The organism is Pseudomonas helmanticensis, from assembly GCF_900182985.1.
GTDB lineage: Bacteria > Pseudomonadota > Gammaproteobacteria > Pseudomonadales > Pseudomonadaceae > Aquipseudomonas > Aquipseudomonas helmanticensis.
Window position 1 is genome coordinate 625,453 of record NZ_FXUY01000001.1, and the last position, 17,223, is coordinate 642,675.

Below are 17,223 nucleotides of genomic sequence, written 5' to 3' on the forward strand. Positions count from 1 at the left end.
GTTAAAAACTCTTAAGAGTATGAAACATCAGCGCAAAACGGCCCTCGCCCACGAATGTCGCCATAATGTCGGCCCTTACACATGGGTTGGCACACGGTCGATATGGATAATCTGGGTTTTGGCAAAGTCCTGCTGGTGGAAGACGACGAGCGTCTTGCCGCGCTGATCGCCCACTTCCTCGAACAACACGGCTACGAAGTCCGCTCGGTGCATCGCGGCGATCTGGCGGTGGCCGCGTTTCTCGAATTCAAGCCGAAAGTAGTGGTGCTCGACCTGATGCTGCCGGGGCAGAGTGGCCTGCACGTGTGCCGCGAAATTCGCAGCGTGTCGGATACGCCGATCGTGATTCTGACCGCCAAGGAAGACGACCTCGACCACATTCTCGGCCTGGAATCGGGTGCCGATGACTACGTGATCAAACCGATCAAACCGCCGGTATTGCTGGCCCGCCTGCGCGCGTTGCAACGGCGGCAGGTGCCGGACAGCAATGTGGTCAGCCTGCTCGAGTTCGGCCATTTGAGGATCGACCGCAGTTGCCGCGAAGTGCGCCTGGCCGGGGAAGTCATCGAAATGACCACCATGGAGTTCGAGCTGTTGTGGCTGCTCGCCAGTGCGGCGGGCAAGACGCTCTCGCGCGACGACATTCTCAACCGCATGCGCGGCATTGCCTTCGACGGGCTCAATCGCAGCGTCGACGTGTACATCAGCAAATTGCGTAACAAACTCAAGGACAACCCTCGCGAGCCGGTGTGCATCAAGACCGTGTGGGGCAAAGGTTATCTGTTCAATCCGTTCGCCTGGGAGCTGTAGATGCTGCGGTTATTTTTCGGGCTGTTTCTGGTCATGACGGTGGGGCTGGTGTTGGCGTTGCAGACGGTTGAACACACGTTCGATGCGCTGCTCGATTATCAGCAACGCGACTACAACCGTGAAGCCGTGCGCGGTCAGGCCTGGACGCTCACTCAGCAGTTACGTGAACTCGATGGCCCTGCGCGGGAAAACCAGTTGCAATCGATACGCCCGCACTACGGGCTGGGGCTGACGCTGGTCGATGCCGGCCAACTGAACCTGACCGACGAGGAAAAAACCGAGCTGGCCGATGGCTTGCTGGTCATCCGCGACAAATACAGCCAATACATTTCCGCCATCGATGGCGGCCCGCAGTTGCTGAGTATTCGCCTGCCCGCCGAACCGAGCCTGATGCCTTTCTACATCGTCGCGGCGTACCTGATGATTGCCGTGGTGATCGGTATCGTCCTGTTCTTCTGGGTGCGTCCGCACTGGCGTGATCTGGAAAAACTGCGGCTGGCCGCCGAGCGTTTTGGCGGCAATGACTTGTCGTCGCGCATTCAATTGTCGAAACGCTCGAACATCCGCGACCTGGCCGAGCACTTCAATTTGATGGCGGCGCGTATCGAAGGTTTGATCGCCAATCAGCGCGAACTGACCAACGCTGTGTCCCATGAACTGCGCACGCCGATTGCGCGGTTGTCGTTTGAGCTCGACCAACTCAAGCAACAACCGGACGCCAGCCAGAACCGCGAGCTGATTGCCGATATGTATGCCGATCTCGGCGAGCTGGAAGAGATGGTCTCCGAACTGTTGACCTACGCCAGCCTTGAGCGCGGCGCGACGGTGATCAAGCGCGAAAACATCCAGGCCGCCAACTGGCTCGACAGCGTCGTCGGCAGCGTGGCGCTGGAAGCGGAAGCGGCGGGGGTGCAGTTGCTGATTGGCGATTGCCGGCTCGACACCGTGCGCATCGAACCGCGGTTCATGGCGCGGGCGGTCATCAATCTGCTGCGCAATGCCATTCGTTATGCCGAGCAGCGCGTGGAGGTGACGCTGGAGCGCAATGGCGAATACTACGAGGTGCGGGTCAACGACGACGGGCCGGGAGTGCCGCTGGATGGGCGCGAGAAGATTTTCGAGCCATTCTCGCGGCTGGATGCCAGCCGCGATCGGCGTACCGGCGGGTTTGGTTTGGGCCTGGCGCTGGTGCGACGAGTGTCGCAGTCGCATGGCGGGCAGGTCGAAGTCGGTGAATCGGCATGGGGCGGGGCATCGTTTCGGATGACCTGGGCGCATCTGGATTGATCTGCGTTGCCAGTCCCGGCCTGCTCGCGAAGAGGCCATCAATCACACCACAATTCCCCACTCATCTGAGCAACCCCAACCGCTCATGCCACTGCGCAATTGACTCTTGGGGATAAACCTCAAACTGCTTGTCTGCGGGCTTTGCGTTCACCTCAACCCACGAAGCCTTCGAACCGAGCATCAAGTGCGTGTGCTCCGGCGGCACCGGCAACGGCGTGTCGATGGCCGAGGCGAAGGGGTGGATCAGCTCCGGCCACTCCGGGCTGAACAGCCATAAACCGCTGCCGCACAGTGAGCAGAAATGCCGTTCGGCGGTGCTGCGGTGTGCACGTTTGTCGCCTTCGTCCTTCATCTTCGCGTGGTAGATCGAAATGTGTTTGCGCCCCTGAACCTTGAGGCTGGCCGAGTCGCCGCCGAGGTTGATCGCATAGCCACCACCGCCCTGGGTCTTGCGGCAGATCGAGCAGTAGCAGCGTTGATAAGGGTAGGGGTGGGCGCTGGTCAGGCTGAAGGTGACGGCGCCGCAGTGGCAGGAGCCTTCGAGGTGCATGAGGGGCCTCCGGTGGGCTGGATGGGTTCGGTTCAGCCTAGAAGAGTTGTGGTGAATGCGCTGCCGCCATCGCTGGCAAGCGTTTCCCCTGTAGGAGCTGCCGCAGGCTGCGATCTTTTGATCTGGCCCTTCAAAATACACCATCAAGAGATCGTAGCCTGCGGCAGCTCCTACTGGACTCGTGCGACAGGTGCGGTCAGCATGTCGTCCTAAAAACAGGGATCCCAACCCATGCGTAGACTGCCCTCACTGGCCGCCCTGCGAACCTTCGAATGCGCCGCCCGTCACGCGCATTTCGGCCGGGCCGCCGCTGAACTGTGCGTCACCGACAGCGCCGTCAGCCACCAGATCCGCCAGCTCGAAGAGCAACTTGGCGTGTCGCTGTTCATCCGCGAAGGCCGGCAGATTCGCCCGACCATCGCCGCCGGACGGCTGATGCAGAGCCTGCAACAAGCCTTCGAACTGATCGGCGATGCCTGCGATGAACTGCGCGATCCGTCCTCGCTGGCGGTCTTGCGTTTGGCCGTCACCGCCGAACTCGCGCAAAAGTGGTTGATGAGCCGTCTCAGCGATTTCTACGCGCGCTATCCGCACATCACCTTGCACCTCTACGAACAGCCGATCGACGCCAGCGCCCCCGGCGAAGACATCGACCTGGCAATCACCTACGGCACCGGCCCGGTCGACAGCAGCGCCTATTTCGTCCGACCGTTGCCGGCGCTGCAATTCTTCCCGGTGTGCAGCCCCGGCCTGTTCAACCAAGGCACGCTGAAGACGCCGAAGGATCTGGCCCGCCATTGTCTGCTGCACGACGATCAGGACGGCAAGACCTGGACCGCATGGCTCACCAGCCACGCCGGCGATCTGCGCCCGCAGCGCCAGTTGTATTTCGCCCACGCCGGGCTGGCGCTGGAAGCGGCGGCGCAAGGGCAGGGCGTTGCGATGGGCGACAACCTCACTGCGCAGGAAGATTTGCAGAACGGTCGGCTGGTGCGGCCATTCGCCTCGAGCATGACCGCCCTCGGCCAATACGCGCTGGTCTGTGAACGGCTGCGCATGGAGCGTCCGGCAGTCGCGCAAATGCTCGAATGGTTCAACGATCAACTGACGGATTGATGAGTTGAATTCAACTGTTCCGCAATAATCATCGTTGGCGGGGGCTCTGCCTGCGACCGTAGCCTGTGGTCATTCCCATCGCGAACAACGAGGTTTGACCATGGCACGTTTGCTCGACTCCACCCCCAAACACGACGGCTTCCGTCTGCCCGGCGAATTCGAAAGCAAGTCCGGCTGCTGGCTCGGCTGGCCGGAGCGCACCGACGTCTGGCGCAACGGCGCCAAGCCTGCGCAGAAAGTCTGGGTGCAGATCGTCACCGCGATCTCCCACAGCGAACCGGTCACCGTTTGCGCCTCGGCCGCGCAATTCGCCACCGCGCGCCGGCAGTTGCCGCCGCAAGTACGCGTCGTGGAAATGACCTGCAACGACACCTGGTTTCGCGACAGCGGCCCGTGCTTTGTGGTCAATGACCAGAGCGGCGAAGTGCGCGGCGTCGACTTCGAATTCAATGCTTATGGCGGTCTCGACGGCGGCCTCTACTACCCGTGGGACAAGGACGATCAGATCGCCAGCAAGATCCTTGAAATCGAGCGTTTCGACCGCTACCGCGCGCCGTTGATTGCCGAACTCGGCGGTATCCAGAGCGACGGCCAGGGCAGCATCCTCACCACCGAACAGTGCCTGCTCAATCGCAATCGCAACCAGCATCTGGGCAAGGATGAAGTCACCCGCAGGCTCACCGATTACCTCGGCGCCGAACAAGTGATCTGGCTGCCGCGCGGCTGCAAGTTCGACGAAACCGATGGCCACGTCGATGACCTCGCCTGTTTCGTCCGTCCCGGCGAAGTGGTGCTGCAATGGACCGACAATCGCGACGATCCGCAATGGGAAATCTATCAGGAGGCCTACGATATTCTGCGCAGCACCCGTGACAGCCGTGGCCGCGAGCTGATCGTGCACAAACTGCCGCAACCGGATGTGCTGGAGTGGACCGCCGAAGAAGCCGAAGGCCTCGATCAGCAGGACAGCACCCACACCCGCCAGGCCGGCACTAAAATCTGCGCGTCGTACATCAACTATTACGCCGGCAACAGCTCGATCGTAGTGCCGCTGTTTGGCGATCGTCAGGATCAGGCCGCACTGGCGACGCTCGCCGAACTGTTTCCGCAGCACAAAATCGTCGGCATCGAAAACTCCCGGGAAATCCTCCTCGGTGGCGGCAACGTCGCGTGCATCACCATGCCGCAATACGCCGGCACGCCCGACCACAAGAAGGGAGCCTGACCATGCGCCTGCACAAACTGACTCAAGCGTTATTGCTGGTGCTTGCACCCTTGTGTGTGCAGGCCGCCGACACCGCGAAACCGGTGGTCAACCTGTACATCTGGGGCGAGTACCTGGCCCCGGACACCTTGAAGAATTTCGAGGCGAAAACCGGCATTCATGTGGTCGCCGATCACTTCGACTCGCTGGAAACCGTCGAGACCAAACTACTTACCGGGCGCAGCGGCTACGACCTGGTGCTGACCGCCGGCCAGCATCTGTCGCGGGCCATTGAAAGCGGCGCGATCCAGCCGCTGGACAAGGCCCGGGTGCCACACTTTGCCGGGGTTGGCGAGGAGTTTCGTCAGCACATGGCGGTGTTTGATCCGGGCAATCGTTTCGCCGGCATCTACGCTTGGGGTACCACTGGCTTGGGGTATCAGGAGGAGGCGATCAAGCAACGTCTGCCTGATGCGCCGACGGACAGTTGGGCGATGCTGTTCGATCCGGCGGTGGTTTCGAAATTTGCCGACTGCGGGGTGAGTTTGCTTAATGACCCGAACGAAGTGTTCGCCGCGGTCATGAAGTACATGGGCCTGGACATCAACCGGCAGAACCTCGATGACCTGAAACTCGCCGAGCAGCAATTGGCGAAGATCCGCCCGTACATCCGCTACTTCGACAATGATCTGAATATCAGCGATCTGGCCAACGGCAACACCTGCGTGGCGATGTCGTGGAACGGCAACGTGGCGATTGCGGCGGGACAGGCGCAGGCGGCGAACAAGCCATTCAAGCTCAGTTACCGGATTCCGAAAGAGGGCACATTGATCTGGTTTGACGCGATGGTCATTCCCAAGGACGCCCCGCACCCTCAGGCCGGATTGGCGTTGATGGATTATTTAATGACGCCGGAAGTGATGGCGCCGATCACCGACACCATTCATTACGCCAATGCGATCACGGCGGCGGATGGCTTGGTCGATGCATCGATCCGCAATGATCCGGGCACCTACCCCTCGGCCGACGTCAGGGCCACGCTGTACAGCAAAAACGATAACGGCAAAGCCTTCAATCGCGCCTTGATCCGCGCATTCAGCCGCCTGAAATCCGGCCTCTGACCCCGCAAATCCCCCTGTAGGAGCTGCCGCAGGCTGCGATCTTTTGATCCTGTTTTTTAAAATAAAAATCAAAAGATCGCAGCCTGCGGCAGCTCCTACAGGGATTTGTGTTGTACAGAGACAGATCATTGTGGGAGCGGACTTGCTCGCGAAGAACGATAACGCGGTCTATCTCTTGGCCACACGCCACAAATACCACGCAGCCACCGTTCGATAAGGGCTCCACGCCAGGCCGATTTCGATCATTTGCTTGCGCGTCGGTTGCACTTCCAGTCCCATCAACCGCCGATAGCCCTCACGTACGCCAAAGTCATCGGCCGGCAGAATGTCCATGCGCTCCAGGCTGTAGATCAGCAGCATCTCCACGGTCCAGCGGCCCACTCCGCGCAGGCTGATCAAGCGTTCGATCAACGCTTCATCGTCCATCGCCAGCGCCGTGGCGTAATCCGGCACCACGCCATCCAGCGTTGCCTGGGCAATGCCCTGAATCGTCGCAATCTTGCCGGCGGAAAATCCGCAACTGCGCATCCGTTCGAAATCGGTCGCAAGGATTTGTTCCGGGCGGGGGAATGACTGCCCGGGAAACAATCCGACCAACCGTCCGATGATCGCGTCGCCGGCCTTGGCATGCAGTTGCTGGTAGCCGATCGCCCGTACCAGCGACTCGTAAGGATCGCGCGCCGGATGCGGCTGATGCAGGCACGGGCCGACAGCGGCAATGTGCTGCTGCCAGTGCGGGTCGAGCGCAGCGAGGAATTCGCTCGCTGCCTGATAGTGCTCGGGCATGTTATTTCAGCAAGCCGTTGACTTCGCCATACGTGAAGGCCTTGAGGTCGTGGGTGTCGAGTTTGCCGCTGGCGAGGAAGCTTTTCACCAGCCCGCCCATCGCCCCGTAAAGGAATTCGGCGATGCCGGAGCCAGCGCTCAAGCGGCGCACGCCCAGCGCTTGCAGTTCTTCGGGCGAGGGCAGGCAGGCGAAGCCGAGTACGTTGACCGGCAGCGTCGTGCCTTTGCAGATCGCTTCGATCTCGTAGGCCGAGGTGACACCGGCGGCAAACAAGCCATCGGCACCGGCCGCCTGATACAACGCGGCGCGCCGCAGGGTTTCGGCGACGCGATCTTCAGCCGGCACCAGGCTTTTCAGATAGACATCGGTGCGCGCATTGATGAACAGCTTGACCGAACGTTTGTCGGCGATTTGCCGCGCCACCTCGATCTTGCGCGCGAGCAACTCCGGCGCGTTGGAACCGTCCTCGATATTGATCCCGACGGCACCCGCCGCAATGACCGCTTCAAGCACCTCGGCGACACGCCCGAGGTCATCGGAATAACCGGCCTCGACGTCCACGGTCAACGGCACGCTGATCACCCGGGCAATCGATTCCACCGTGGATACCAGGCGTTCGAGGGGCAAGGTGTTGCCGTCCGGATAACCGTGGGCCCAGGCCACCGCCGCACTGCTGGTGGCGACGGCCTGGCCACCGAGCTGTTCGACCAGTCGCGCGCCAGTGGCGTCGGCGACGTTGGTCAGGATCAACAGGCCTTGCTGATGCAACTGGTGAAAGCGGGTGTCAAGCGTGCTCATCGAAATTCCTTGTTGTTGATGGTGCAAAATTTGTCAGAAAGCCAACGGTTGGGTGAGCTGCAGCGCGGCGTTTTCCAGCCTCAGCAAGAATGCCTTGCGCGGTTGTCCTCCACCATAGCCGGTCAGCGAGCCATCCGCGCCAATCACCCGATGACAAGGCACGACAATCGACAGCCGATTGTGCCCGTTGGCCAACCCGACCGCGCGACTCGCGCCGGGTTTGCCCAACCCTGCGGCGATGGTGCCGTAGGTGCTGGTGTGACCGTAAGGAATTTGCAGCAGGGCCGCCCAGACCTGTCGGGAAAATTCGCTGCCGGGCAAATGCAACGGCACCGTGAATACGTTCAGTTTGCCGGCGAAGTAGGCCGCCAGTTCCTCTTCGATCTGCTGCAAGTGTGCGTTATGCCCCGGCGCGACCGCGTAGCCGTAGCGGTTCTGCAACGCTTCAACTTCGCCGGTCAGCGCCGGTCGATCAAGAAACTCCAGCAACACCAATCCACGGCGTTCGGCCATGGCGATCATCGGCCCCAGTGGCGTGGTCAGCCGGGTGAACAGCAGCGGCTCGCTCTGTTCGGCGCGGCCCGGTGTGATGTGGAAGGACTTCTGGAAAGCGTCACGAAAACCGCTGAGCGATTCGTAACCCGAGTCGAACGCGGCATGATCAATCGAGGTGCCTTGTCTGATCCCGCCCAATGCCATGCCCAACCGCCGAGTACGTAGCCAAGCGTGGAAAGTCATGCCGAAATGCTGCTTGAACCAGCGCCGCAACTTCAACGGTTCGATGCCTGCGGCGAGCAGTTGCGCATCGCTCCAGCGCAGCTCAGGGGCGGCTTCCACGGCAGTGAGCAGGCGCTGCACCCAGTCTGGCGCAATGGCTGCGGCGTCCAGTGGCTTGCAGCGCAGGCAGGCGCGATAACCGGCGGTCAGGCATTCATCGGCGTGCGCGAAGAACTCGACGTTTTGCGGTTTCGGCTTGCGCGCCGTGCAACTGGGGCGGCAGAAAATTCCGGTGGTTTTCACGGCCGTGAAGAACACGCCTTCATAGGCAGTGTCGCGTTCGAGCATGGCGCGAACCATCTCGGCGTGGGGCGGCAGGACAGCGGTCTGTATGTTCATGGCATGACTGTAAAAGCAGATTCTCGATGGCTCCACCGAAAAATCGACAGTGAATTTTCCGTCTGCTGATCTACTGTGTAGGAGCTGCCGCAGGCTGCGATCTTTTGATGATCGTTCCCACGCTCTGCGTGGGAATGCACCCGGGGACGCTCCGCGTCCGGTAATCAAAAGATCGCAGCCTGCGGCAGCTCCTACAGAGATTGTGAGGTGTTGGTTTATGCATCCGTTTTCCATTCAACATATTGATCACATTGTGCTGCGCGTAAAAGACCTGCAACGCAGCATCGATTTCTACGCTCGGGTGTTCGGCGCCGAGGTGGTCAGGCACAACGAACCGCTGGGGCTGGTGCACTTGCGTGCCGGCACCTCAATGATCGATCTCGTCGACCTGGCCGGTGAACTCGGGCGCAAGGGCGGCGGGGCGGCCGGTGCCGAGCGGCGCAATGTCGATCACTTCTGTCTGCGCATCGAGCCGTTCGACGAACAAGCGTTGACGGCGCACCTGCAATCGGCCGGACTGACCGTGGAAAAAGCCGCTCGACGCTTTGGCGCTGAAGGTTATGGCCTGTCTTTGTATTGCTTCGATCCGGACGGCAATCAGGTCGAACTCAAAGGCCCGTCCGAAGCGTAAGCCTCACGCGCGTTTGGCCAGCAACAGCACTGAAGCCGCCGCCGACAGCAGCCCCGCGCAGCAGCGGTTGAACATCCGCTTGCCGCGCGGCTCGGCGAACCAGCGGCGCATGCGCAGGCCCATCCAGGCATACGCAGCGATGGCGATCCATTCCAGCAACAGAAACAGCGCGCCGAGCACGGCAAATTGCGCCGGCACCGGGCGCGCTGGATCAACAAACTGCGGCAGGAATGCGGTGAACAGCAGAATCGCCTTGGGATTGCCGGCGGCCACCAGAAACTCCTGACGTGCCAGCCTGAACAAGCCCACCGACGCTCCCGCCACGTGCTGTTCGGCCTCGGGATTGGCGCGCCACAATTGCCAGGCCAGATACAGCAGATACCCCGCGCCAATAATCTTGATCGCATGAAACAGCCATTCGGACGTTTGCAGCACCACCGACAACCCGGCGCCGGCCAGTGCGATCATCCCGGCGAACGCCAGAATCCGTCCGATACCGGCGGCGAAGGCACGGCGATAGCCATAGCGCGTGGCGTTGCTGACCGACAACAGGTTGTTCGGGCCGGGAGCCATGTTCAGGGCGAAACAGGCGGGGAGAAACAGCGAGAGGGTGGCGAGGTCCATGACGGCGCTCCAGAAACGAGTGCGCCATTTTTATCACAGCCCACACGCCGTCAGACCCATACAGTCAGGCGGCGCTGTCGCGGTACAGCCCGGCCATGCTGGACAACGCGGTCGAACTTTTTGCACAAGCTGCAACTCTGAAACCCTCAGAGGGCGATGGTTTCGGCAAAAAAACTCTCCGGTCGATCAACAAACGACGGTTGCCGTGCAAGACTTGCCCCCCTTGTTTCACCCACCCCGCACGGCCCCAGGCGGCCCTATCAAGAGCGATCTACATGCAAGCAAAGGCCCGTGAAGTTTATGTGCCACCGGTGCTGCAAGATCTGCGAGCCGGCACTGCCGAACTGCACATCGCACTGGAAAAACGCCTTCCGTTTTTCTCCGATACCCTCGATAAACACGCTTTTGTGCGGTTGATGCAGGCCTATTACGGCTTCTATCTGCCGCTGGAAAACGCCTTGCGAAACAGCGGTTCGATCCCCTGCGACTTTGATCTGCAGCCACGTCTCAAGGCACCAACCTTGCGCGCCGACCTGCAAGCGTTGGGCATGGACGCCGAAGCGCTGCAACGTCTGCCGCAATGCGAGCAACTGCCCGTCATCGACTCCGGCGCCACCTGCCTCGGCGCGCTCTACGTACTTGAAGGCGCGACACTCGGCGGGCAGATCCTGCGCCGCGAGATCGCCACGCGACTGGGCCTGGAAGCCGACAATGGCGCGGCGTTTCTCGATATCTATGGCGCCGCCACTGGTCGCCGCTGGCGCGACTTCATCGAATATCTGGGCAATCGCCCGATCAGCGCCGACGAACGCACCGCCGTCGTCACAGCGGCACAAACCACATTCAGCTGTTTCGAGCGCTGGCTCGAAAGCCGGGAGGTATTGGCATGACCCCACAAGACAAAGAAGCCTTTGAAGAGCTGCTGGCGAACTGTGCCGACGAGCCGATCCGTTTCCCCGGCGCGATCCAGCCGCACGGCTTGCTGCTGACCCTGAGCGAGCCTGCGCTGGAGATCGTTCAGGTCAGCGCCAACGTTGCAACCCTGCTGGACCGTGAGCCGCTCGGCCTGATCGGCCAGCCACTGGTGCAACTGATCGGCGACGCCGAGGCCGCGCAAGTGCGCGAGGCCATGCTGCAACCGGCATTGTCCGACACGCCGCCGCTGCACTTTCGCCTCAATGGCACGGCGTTCGATGGCTTGCTGCACCGGCATCAGGGCGTGCTGATTCTGGAGCTGGAAATCCACGTCGAAAACTTCCAGCCGCGCAATGTCGCCGGCAACCAGACCCATTTGGGGCGCATGCTCCAGCGTCTGCACGCGGCTACCTCGTTGCAGGCGCTGTACGACATCAGCGTCAAGGAAATCCAGGCCATGACCGGTTACGACCGGGTGCTGATCTATCGCTTCGAAGAGGAAGGACACGGCCAGGTCATCGCCGAAGCGTCCGACCCGTCGATGGAAGTGTTCAACGGTCTGTTCTTCCCGGCCTCGGACATTCCCGAGCAGGCCCGCGAGTTGTATCGGACCAATTGGCTGCGGATCATCCCCAATGCCGATTACCAGCCGGTGCCGTTGCTGCCGAAGCTGCGTCCGGACACCGACACCCCGCTGGATTTGAGTTTTGCCACCCTGCGCAGCGTGTCGCCGATCCACTGTCAGTACATGAAAAACATGGGCGTGCTGTCGTCAATGAGTATCTCGCTGCTCAAGGGCGACAAGCTCTGGGGTCTGATCAGTTGCGGCAACCGTCAGCCGCTGCACGTGCCGCATGAATTGCGCGCGGCGTGCCAGACCATCGGCCAGGTACTGTCGTTGCAGATCAGCGCGATGGAAGCGCTGGAAATCAGCCGTCAGCGTGAAGAAAAAGTCGAGGCGCTGGCTCTGCTCAATCAAGCGATGATCGATTCGCCGCAAAACGTTTTCGATGGCCTGGCCAACCAGCCGCAAGTGCTCATGGCGCTGAACAACGCCGGCGGTATCGCGATCATTGAAGACAACCAATTGCACCGTTACGGCAACTGCCCGGAGCCTGCGCAGATCCGCGCCCTGCACAAGTGGCTGCAGGACAGCGGCGAGCCGGTGTTCGCCAGTCATAATCTGGCCAGCGTGTATCCACCGGCCGCGGAGTATCAGCAAGTGGCCAGTGGCGTGCTTGCCATGAGCCTGCCCAAACCGGTCGACAACGGCGTGCTGTGGTTCCGCCCGGAGGTCAAAGAAAACATCAATTGGAGCGGTGATCCGCGCAAGCCGCTGGACCTGGAAAACTCCGACGCCGGCCTGCGCCTGCGACCGCGTACCTCGTTCGAAATCTGGAAGGTCGAAATGGCGGGCATCTCCGCCAAATGGAGCCACGGCGATCTGTTTGCCGCCAACGACCTGCGTCGTTCGGCGCTGGAAAACGATCTGGCCCGGCAGGTCCGTCGCGAACAGGAAGCGGTGCGCGCCCGTGACGAGCTAGTGGCGGTGGTTTCCCACGACCTGCGCAATCCGATGACCGTGATCTCGATGCTCTGCGGCATGCTGCACAAAGCGTTCAGCTCCGATGGGCCGCACACCTCGCGGCGCATCTCGACGGCGATCGATACCATGCAGCAAGCCGCCGGGCGCATGAACACGCTGCTGGAGGATTTGCTCGACACCTCGAAAATCGATGCCGGGCGCTACAGCATTGCCCCGCAGATTCTGGATGTCGGGCAGATGTTCGAGGAAACCCAGTCGTTGCTAGGCCCGCTGGCGCTGGACAAGGACATCAGCATCTCGTTCGAAACCGACCCCGACCTGAAAATCCATGCCGACCCGGAGCGCTTGTTCCAGGTGCTGTCGAACCTGATCGGCAACGCGATCAAATTCACCCCGCGCAAAGGTTCGGTGGGCGTGCTGGCGAAGTCGGTGGGTGAGGAAATCGTGTTTACCGTGCGCGATACCGGCGAAGGCATTCCCAAGGAAAACCTGGCACGGGTGTTTGATCGTTACTGGACGGTGAAGGAGGGTAATCCCACCGGAACCGGATTGGGTCTGTACATCACGCAGGGCATCGTTGAAGCCCATGGTGGGCGGATCGAGGCCAGCAGCGAGCCGGGGCAGGGGACGGAGTTCCGGTTTACCGTGCCGGTGATGGCCGTGTGCGACTGACAGGCGCGGATCCTCACCACAACAGCCCGGCAGGTGTATGCCGGCCGGGCTGATTGCTTATCCAGCGTTACGGTTTTGCTGCGGTTCAGTCCAGGCCATGGAGCGCGCTGAACGCGTCTTTCGACAGCGGATTGAACCGGTCAGCTCTTATTTCGCTGATCGCATACAACGCACGGCCCGTACGACCGTTACCGTCACCAAAGCCGTGGAAGCCAACCACCGCTCCCAACAGCTGCTTGCTGAAATGTTCGTGCGCGGTGTCCAGAGTTTTCAGGTGATCCTGCATCACGGCAAAACCAGAGATGCTGCTGGCATATTTCTTGTCACTGACACCCACGCGAACGATGTCCGAGGTGGCCGGTGCGATGCTGACATGCAACTGTCTGATCACATCCGGGTCGGTCAGTGATTTATTGCTGGCGGCGTACTCGCGCAAGATAGTGACAATGTTGTCGAGGTCGTTGCCGGGTGAGTTCGAGGCATGAACGATCCAGGCACCGGCTCGCTCGGCGTTATCGGTGAAGGCTCCAGCATTGTAGTGCGACTCGGGCAGTACACCGTTGTAAGGTGCTGCCCCCAGATCCTGTTTCAGCAAATTCTGCTGATGGCTTTTCATGTAGTTGACCTTGCGCGCCTCGATCTCGCTGACCGTTTCCAGCAGGTCGGAATAACCGCTGCCTGCCGAACGGGCGGAATTGTAATCGAGACCATTTTTGGACAGGACAGTCGTCAACAGATCGTCGAGTGCCGATTTGCCGATCAGCGCCTCAAGCTCCTGAGCTTTTTGCAGTTTTCGCGTGGCATCGATGACGGCATTGTTGAACAAGTGTTCCAGCTCCCAGGGGCTGGCAGTCTTCGGCAACGCAATGGTCTTGTCCGTCAGGCGAGTAAGGATCTGGGCCGCAGTTTCAAGGGTATCGTCCTTGAACAGTGCACGCGCGTGCGCCACCGTCGGCAATGTCATGCGGATCTCGGCGGCGGCTCCGGTTTTTCCCAATGCCTTGACCAGGTCATAGGAGCCACTACTGGCGGTGGTCAGGCGACGCAGTTGACGGGTTCCGGCTTTAGTGATCGAACTGCCGTAGTGACCGAGTTTCAACACGCCTTTGCCCGCCAGTTTGCCGGCGCCGACAATCAGTTGCGGCACCCCGTCGAGCGGATTGAAGAGCGACACCAGAACGCTGCCGGCCACTCGACCGAGACTCAACAGCCGGGTGCTGCTGGCCACTGCCTTGGCCAGGGCCCCGAAAGCCCCGATAAAGACAAAGGCCACGGCGAGTGTATCGATAACGCAACTGAACGCTGCCCCGCTGCGTTGATCGGGATCGTCCGAGCTGAGTTCTTGAATACAGCCTCTGAACGGAATGAAGATATTCAGAATGATGTTGGCAATGCGTTCGTACGCTTCTTGCCTTTCTTCGTATTCCGTCTGGTCATAGCCCATCCGGTAATATTCGTCATACGTGATGGTCGGGTTCTTCTGTGCAATGAAATCGGCAATGCTCTTGAGTCTGGGCGATTGATAACTTTGCATGGGTGAGGTGTACCAGCCTGAAGCCTGGTCGTACTCGGCAAACTCACCCAATCGATCAAGCAACATGCCGAACTCGCGGATATGTGCATACTCCTCCAGTTGCCAGTGATGGCGCGGCAATAATGTGTTGATGCCGGCCTGTTCGCTCTGATGCGGCGCTTCTCCCTTGAAGTAGGCTTCGTGCTCGGTAACGATATTTTCCAGGTAGGTCAGGCGCGGAAAATTTCCGGTTTCCGCGTTGGTCGTGTCGTCGAAGCTTCCGGTGTTTTCGTTAAACGCAGATGCCTTTGCGTATGCCTCGGCCAGGCGATCGCTTTTGCGGCATACACCCTGTAAGGGGAACAGTTCGAAACAATGATTCTGCTTCTTGTAACGGCACAGGATGACCACCCCGTGCGGGGAGAAGTGGTCCGCGCTGTGACCTTGAATATTGCGGTTTCCGCGTACCAGGTAGATGGTTGACGCGCCCTGTGTCAGGGCTTCGCGATCACTCATGCCGAGGTTGGAAAATGCCAGCCGGATCATTGTGCTGAGCCCGGACCTGAAGTTTTCGTGCTGTGGCTTGAGTTTTTCGCCATACAACTGATTGATTGGCGCGAGTGCCGCCAGGCCTGGATGCACATCGTGAAGATTGCGGCCGCTCGCTTGGCTGATGAGATTTTTGCGCTGTAGCTGGTTGGCGAGATAAAGATTGATCACTGTGTCGGTAATACGATTCCCTTTGTTCTTCGGTGAAAAGAACACCTCCCCATGTTTATCGATGCCAGCATCGAACAGCGTTTTTCTGGCCAGTTGCCGTCGGCTGACCGGGGCAGCGGTTACCGCCTTCAGCGCAGCCTCGAGTTCATTGGCGTAGGTGCTGTAGTGATTCATTGCCGCTGTGGCAACTTGTTCTACCGATAACGCTGCGTTTTCACGCGGCATCAGTTCGTTGATGCTTGCCCACTCCATCACGCACTGCAGATTGAGGATTTGATGCAGTGTTCGTTGGGCATCGCTGAGCGGGGCAAGCGCGGCAAACTTCATCAGTTGGTCGTAAGACAATTTGCGCGATAGTCCGGGTGCGATCCTTTCAGTGAGCAGGACCGACTTGCGCAACATTACCCAGCCGGGCGAGCTGATCTGCAGTGTTGCGGGTGTGACGACCAGAAACTCCGGGGATTGCCCGGCCAGCACCAATTCCACGGCCAGCAGTGCGGCGAACGGACTGGCACGGTTGATCTGCTCAAAATGGGCTCTGAGACGAACGCGCGCCTGCGCCGCGTTTTCGTGTACGTAGAGCGATGCATAGCGCAAACCACGGTGCGTCTCGACCCGTTCCTCCGAGCCCATGTCCAGATCCAGCACAATGGCGGCCAGGAGTAGCCGGCTACGAGTGATCTCGGTGATTGTCTGTTTCGTTTCATCTGTCGGCAGCGCGTCGAAACAGCTCTGCGCAAACCTCTGCGCCTCGCTCGTTTGCACCAGGTGTTCCCACGCCAATAGTGGATCCTCCTGCACCATCGCGCCGCTCCACTTCTGCAACAGCACATCGGTCAGGTAGTTGATCAGCGGCTCGGTGTGCCGGCCCGCATCGGTCATCAACTGTCGGGTTTTCTGCAGGATCAGTGGGTATTGCTCTGGCTCGACTATCAGCGCGACATCCTGGGTTTCCTCGGAAATACCCCAGTAGTTGCCGAACTTTGGCGCTGTTGGCATGTTGAAGTTCAGGCAGTCGATCAGGTTCGCGATGTCTGCCTGGTCTTGCGGTGTATCGATTTCGTGAAAGGCCAGCCAGTGACGCAGAGGTATTGTGTTGCCAGAACATACAATGCCGCCTGTGCGCCACGCTGTAGCAGACAGAAGTTCAATGTCGGCCCGCAACGATTCAACTTCATAAAGTTCGTCAGTGATGATTGTGGAGTGAATGTAAATGCCTGTGGCGTCAATTTCTTCAGAACTTATGTAAACCTCCCCATTGCTTTTTACCATGACGAAGTGGTCGTCCGGGAGGGCGAGAGTGGCAGTGAATCTGATGAAGTCCGCCTGTTTGCATAATGTCTTCAGGAGCAGTTTTCCAGCGAGGTGTTCATTGTCGAATTGGCTTTGCGAAACCACCTCCGTGGCAAGTTGCATGAAGTCTTCGTCAACACGAAAAGTCTGCCTGAGAAATTGTCGGTTTTCCAGCGCTCTGGCAATACTGAAGCGCTCTTTCGCGTCAGCGGATGCAGGGGGAGAGGCAAACAGGTTGCGGCTAATGTCCATATCGGTTTCTTCTGTTTTTGGATTGATATAACGCAACTCACAGTCAACGTTAAGTGGCTACTCGTTAAGTGGTCGGGAATATAAATCATGCAACTTTGGTGGGTGTTGGTTTTAGGTTTCAGGCTGTTGTTAAAAGTGTCGAGATGTATAAGGGTTGTATGAAGCGTCAGAATTTTTTTTGCTGAAGCAGGGGCGACGACCTCAACTTGCAGGGCGACGGTGGTGGGTGATTTTGTTCAATACACCAGCGTGCGGTGGTGGCTACCTT

Annotated in this window: 14 protein-coding genes; 8 read left to right on the top strand and 6 right to left on the bottom strand. The window is 59.8% G+C overall.

What is annotated here, in order from left to right; translation table 11 throughout:
• The first annotated feature begins 102 nt into the window (after nucleotides 1–102).
• Together QOL84_RS03095 and QOL84_RS03100 are read left to right on the top strand one after the other, a co-directional pair.
• The gene (locus tag QOL84_RS03095; RefSeq protein WP_129396146.1) at nucleotides 103–810 is read left to right on the top strand and encodes a response regulator; all 708 of its coding nucleotides are present in this window, start codon (nucleotides 103–105) and stop codon (nucleotides 808–810) included.
• Nucleotides 811–2,097 (top strand): ATP-binding protein, encoded by a 1,287-nt coding sequence (locus tag QOL84_RS03100; protein WP_283436121.1) that lies wholly within the window; start codon nucleotides 811–813, stop codon nucleotides 2,095–2,097.
• A 61-nt stretch (nucleotides 2,098–2,158) separates the two neighbouring features.
• Here the strand turns inward: QOL84_RS03100 and QOL84_RS03105 are convergent, their stop codons facing one another.
• A complete protein-coding gene (locus tag QOL84_RS03105; RefSeq protein WP_283436122.1) occupies nucleotides 2,159–2,647 on the bottom strand; it encodes a GFA family protein in 489 nt (162 codons plus the stop codon).
• Between the two features lie 231 nt (nucleotides 2,648–2,878).
• Here QOL84_RS03105 and QOL84_RS03110 point away from each other — a divergent pair, with 231 nt between their 5' ends.
• From QOL84_RS03110 to QOL84_RS03120, 3 genes are all read left to right on the top strand, one after another.
• Nucleotides 2,879–3,763, top strand: coding sequence for a LysR substrate-binding domain-containing protein (locus tag QOL84_RS03110; protein WP_283436123.1), 885 nt, complete (start codon nucleotides 2,879–2,881; stop codon nucleotides 3,761–3,763).
• A gap of 100 nt (nucleotides 3,764–3,863) precedes the next feature.
• Nucleotides 3,864–4,988, top strand: coding sequence for an agmatine deiminase (gene aguA, locus QOL84_RS03115; protein ID WP_283436124.1), 1,125 nt, complete (start codon nucleotides 3,864–3,866; stop codon nucleotides 4,986–4,988).
• A 2-nt stretch (nucleotides 4,989–4,990) separates the two neighbouring features.
• The gene (locus QOL84_RS03120) at nucleotides 4,991–6,088 is read left to right on the top strand and encodes an extracellular solute-binding protein (RefSeq protein WP_283436125.1); all 1,098 of its coding nucleotides are present in this window, start codon (nucleotides 4,991–4,993) and stop codon (nucleotides 6,086–6,088) included.
• 168 nt (nucleotides 6,089–6,256) lie between these two features.
• Here the strand turns inward: QOL84_RS03120 and QOL84_RS03125 are convergent, their stop codons facing one another.
• Genes QOL84_RS03125 through QOL84_RS03135 form a run of 3 tightly spaced genes read right to left on the bottom strand, consistent with a single transcriptional unit; the run spans nucleotide 6,257 to nucleotide 8,789 of the window.
• The gene (locus QOL84_RS03125) at nucleotides 6,257–6,874 is read right to left on the bottom strand and encodes a DNA-3-methyladenine glycosylase family protein (RefSeq protein WP_283436126.1); all 618 of its coding nucleotides are present in this window, start codon (nucleotides 6,872–6,874) and stop codon (nucleotides 6,257–6,259) included.
• 1 nt (nucleotide 6,875) lies between these two features.
• Nucleotides 6,876–7,673 carry an isocitrate lyase/PEP mutase family protein gene (locus QOL84_RS03130; RefSeq protein WP_283436127.1) on the bottom strand — a complete coding sequence of 266 codons (798 nt, stop codon included), beginning with the start codon at nucleotides 7,671–7,673 and terminating at the stop codon, nucleotides 6,876–6,878.
• Between the two features lie 33 nt (nucleotides 7,674–7,706).
• Complete coding sequence (locus QOL84_RS03135; RefSeq protein WP_283436128.1) at nucleotides 7,707–8,789, bottom strand: bifunctional transcriptional activator/DNA repair enzyme AdaA; 1,083 nt, start codon at nucleotides 8,787–8,789, stop codon at nucleotides 7,707–7,709.
• 217 nt (nucleotides 8,790–9,006) lie between these two features.
• Between QOL84_RS03135 and QOL84_RS03140 the strand changes: the two genes are divergently transcribed.
• Nucleotides 9,007–9,420, top strand: coding sequence for a VOC family protein (locus tag QOL84_RS03140; RefSeq protein WP_283436129.1), 414 nt, complete (start codon nucleotides 9,007–9,009; stop codon nucleotides 9,418–9,420).
• 3 nt (nucleotides 9,421–9,423) lie between these two features.
• Here QOL84_RS03140 and QOL84_RS03145 read toward each other — a convergent pair whose 3' ends face one another.
• Nucleotides 9,424–10,044: a LysE family translocator gene (locus QOL84_RS03145; RefSeq protein ID WP_283436130.1), complete on the bottom strand. Its 621-nt coding sequence runs from the start codon at nucleotides 10,042–10,044 to the stop codon at nucleotides 9,424–9,426.
• Between the two features lie 275 nt (nucleotides 10,045–10,319).
• Here QOL84_RS03145 and QOL84_RS03150 point away from each other — a divergent pair, with 275 nt between their 5' ends.
• Nucleotides 10,320–10,934: a biliverdin-producing heme oxygenase gene (locus QOL84_RS03150; protein ID WP_283436131.1), complete on the top strand. Its 615-nt coding sequence runs from the start codon at nucleotides 10,320–10,322 to the stop codon at nucleotides 10,932–10,934.
• Complete coding sequence (locus QOL84_RS03155) at nucleotides 10,931–13,177, top strand: ATP-binding protein (RefSeq protein ID WP_283436132.1); 2,247 nt, start codon at nucleotides 10,931–10,933, stop codon at nucleotides 13,175–13,177. The genes QOL84_RS03150 and QOL84_RS03155 overlap by 4 nt, the downstream gene beginning before the upstream one ends.
• A gap of 85 nt (nucleotides 13,178–13,262) precedes the next feature.
• On the opposite strand, the gene QOL84_RS03160 is transcribed toward QOL84_RS03155, so the two are convergent.
• Nucleotides 13,263–16,991, bottom strand: coding sequence for a hypothetical protein (locus QOL84_RS03160; RefSeq protein WP_283436133.1), 3,729 nt, complete (start codon nucleotides 16,989–16,991; stop codon nucleotides 13,263–13,265).
• Nucleotides 16,992–17,223 lie beyond the last annotated feature (232 nt).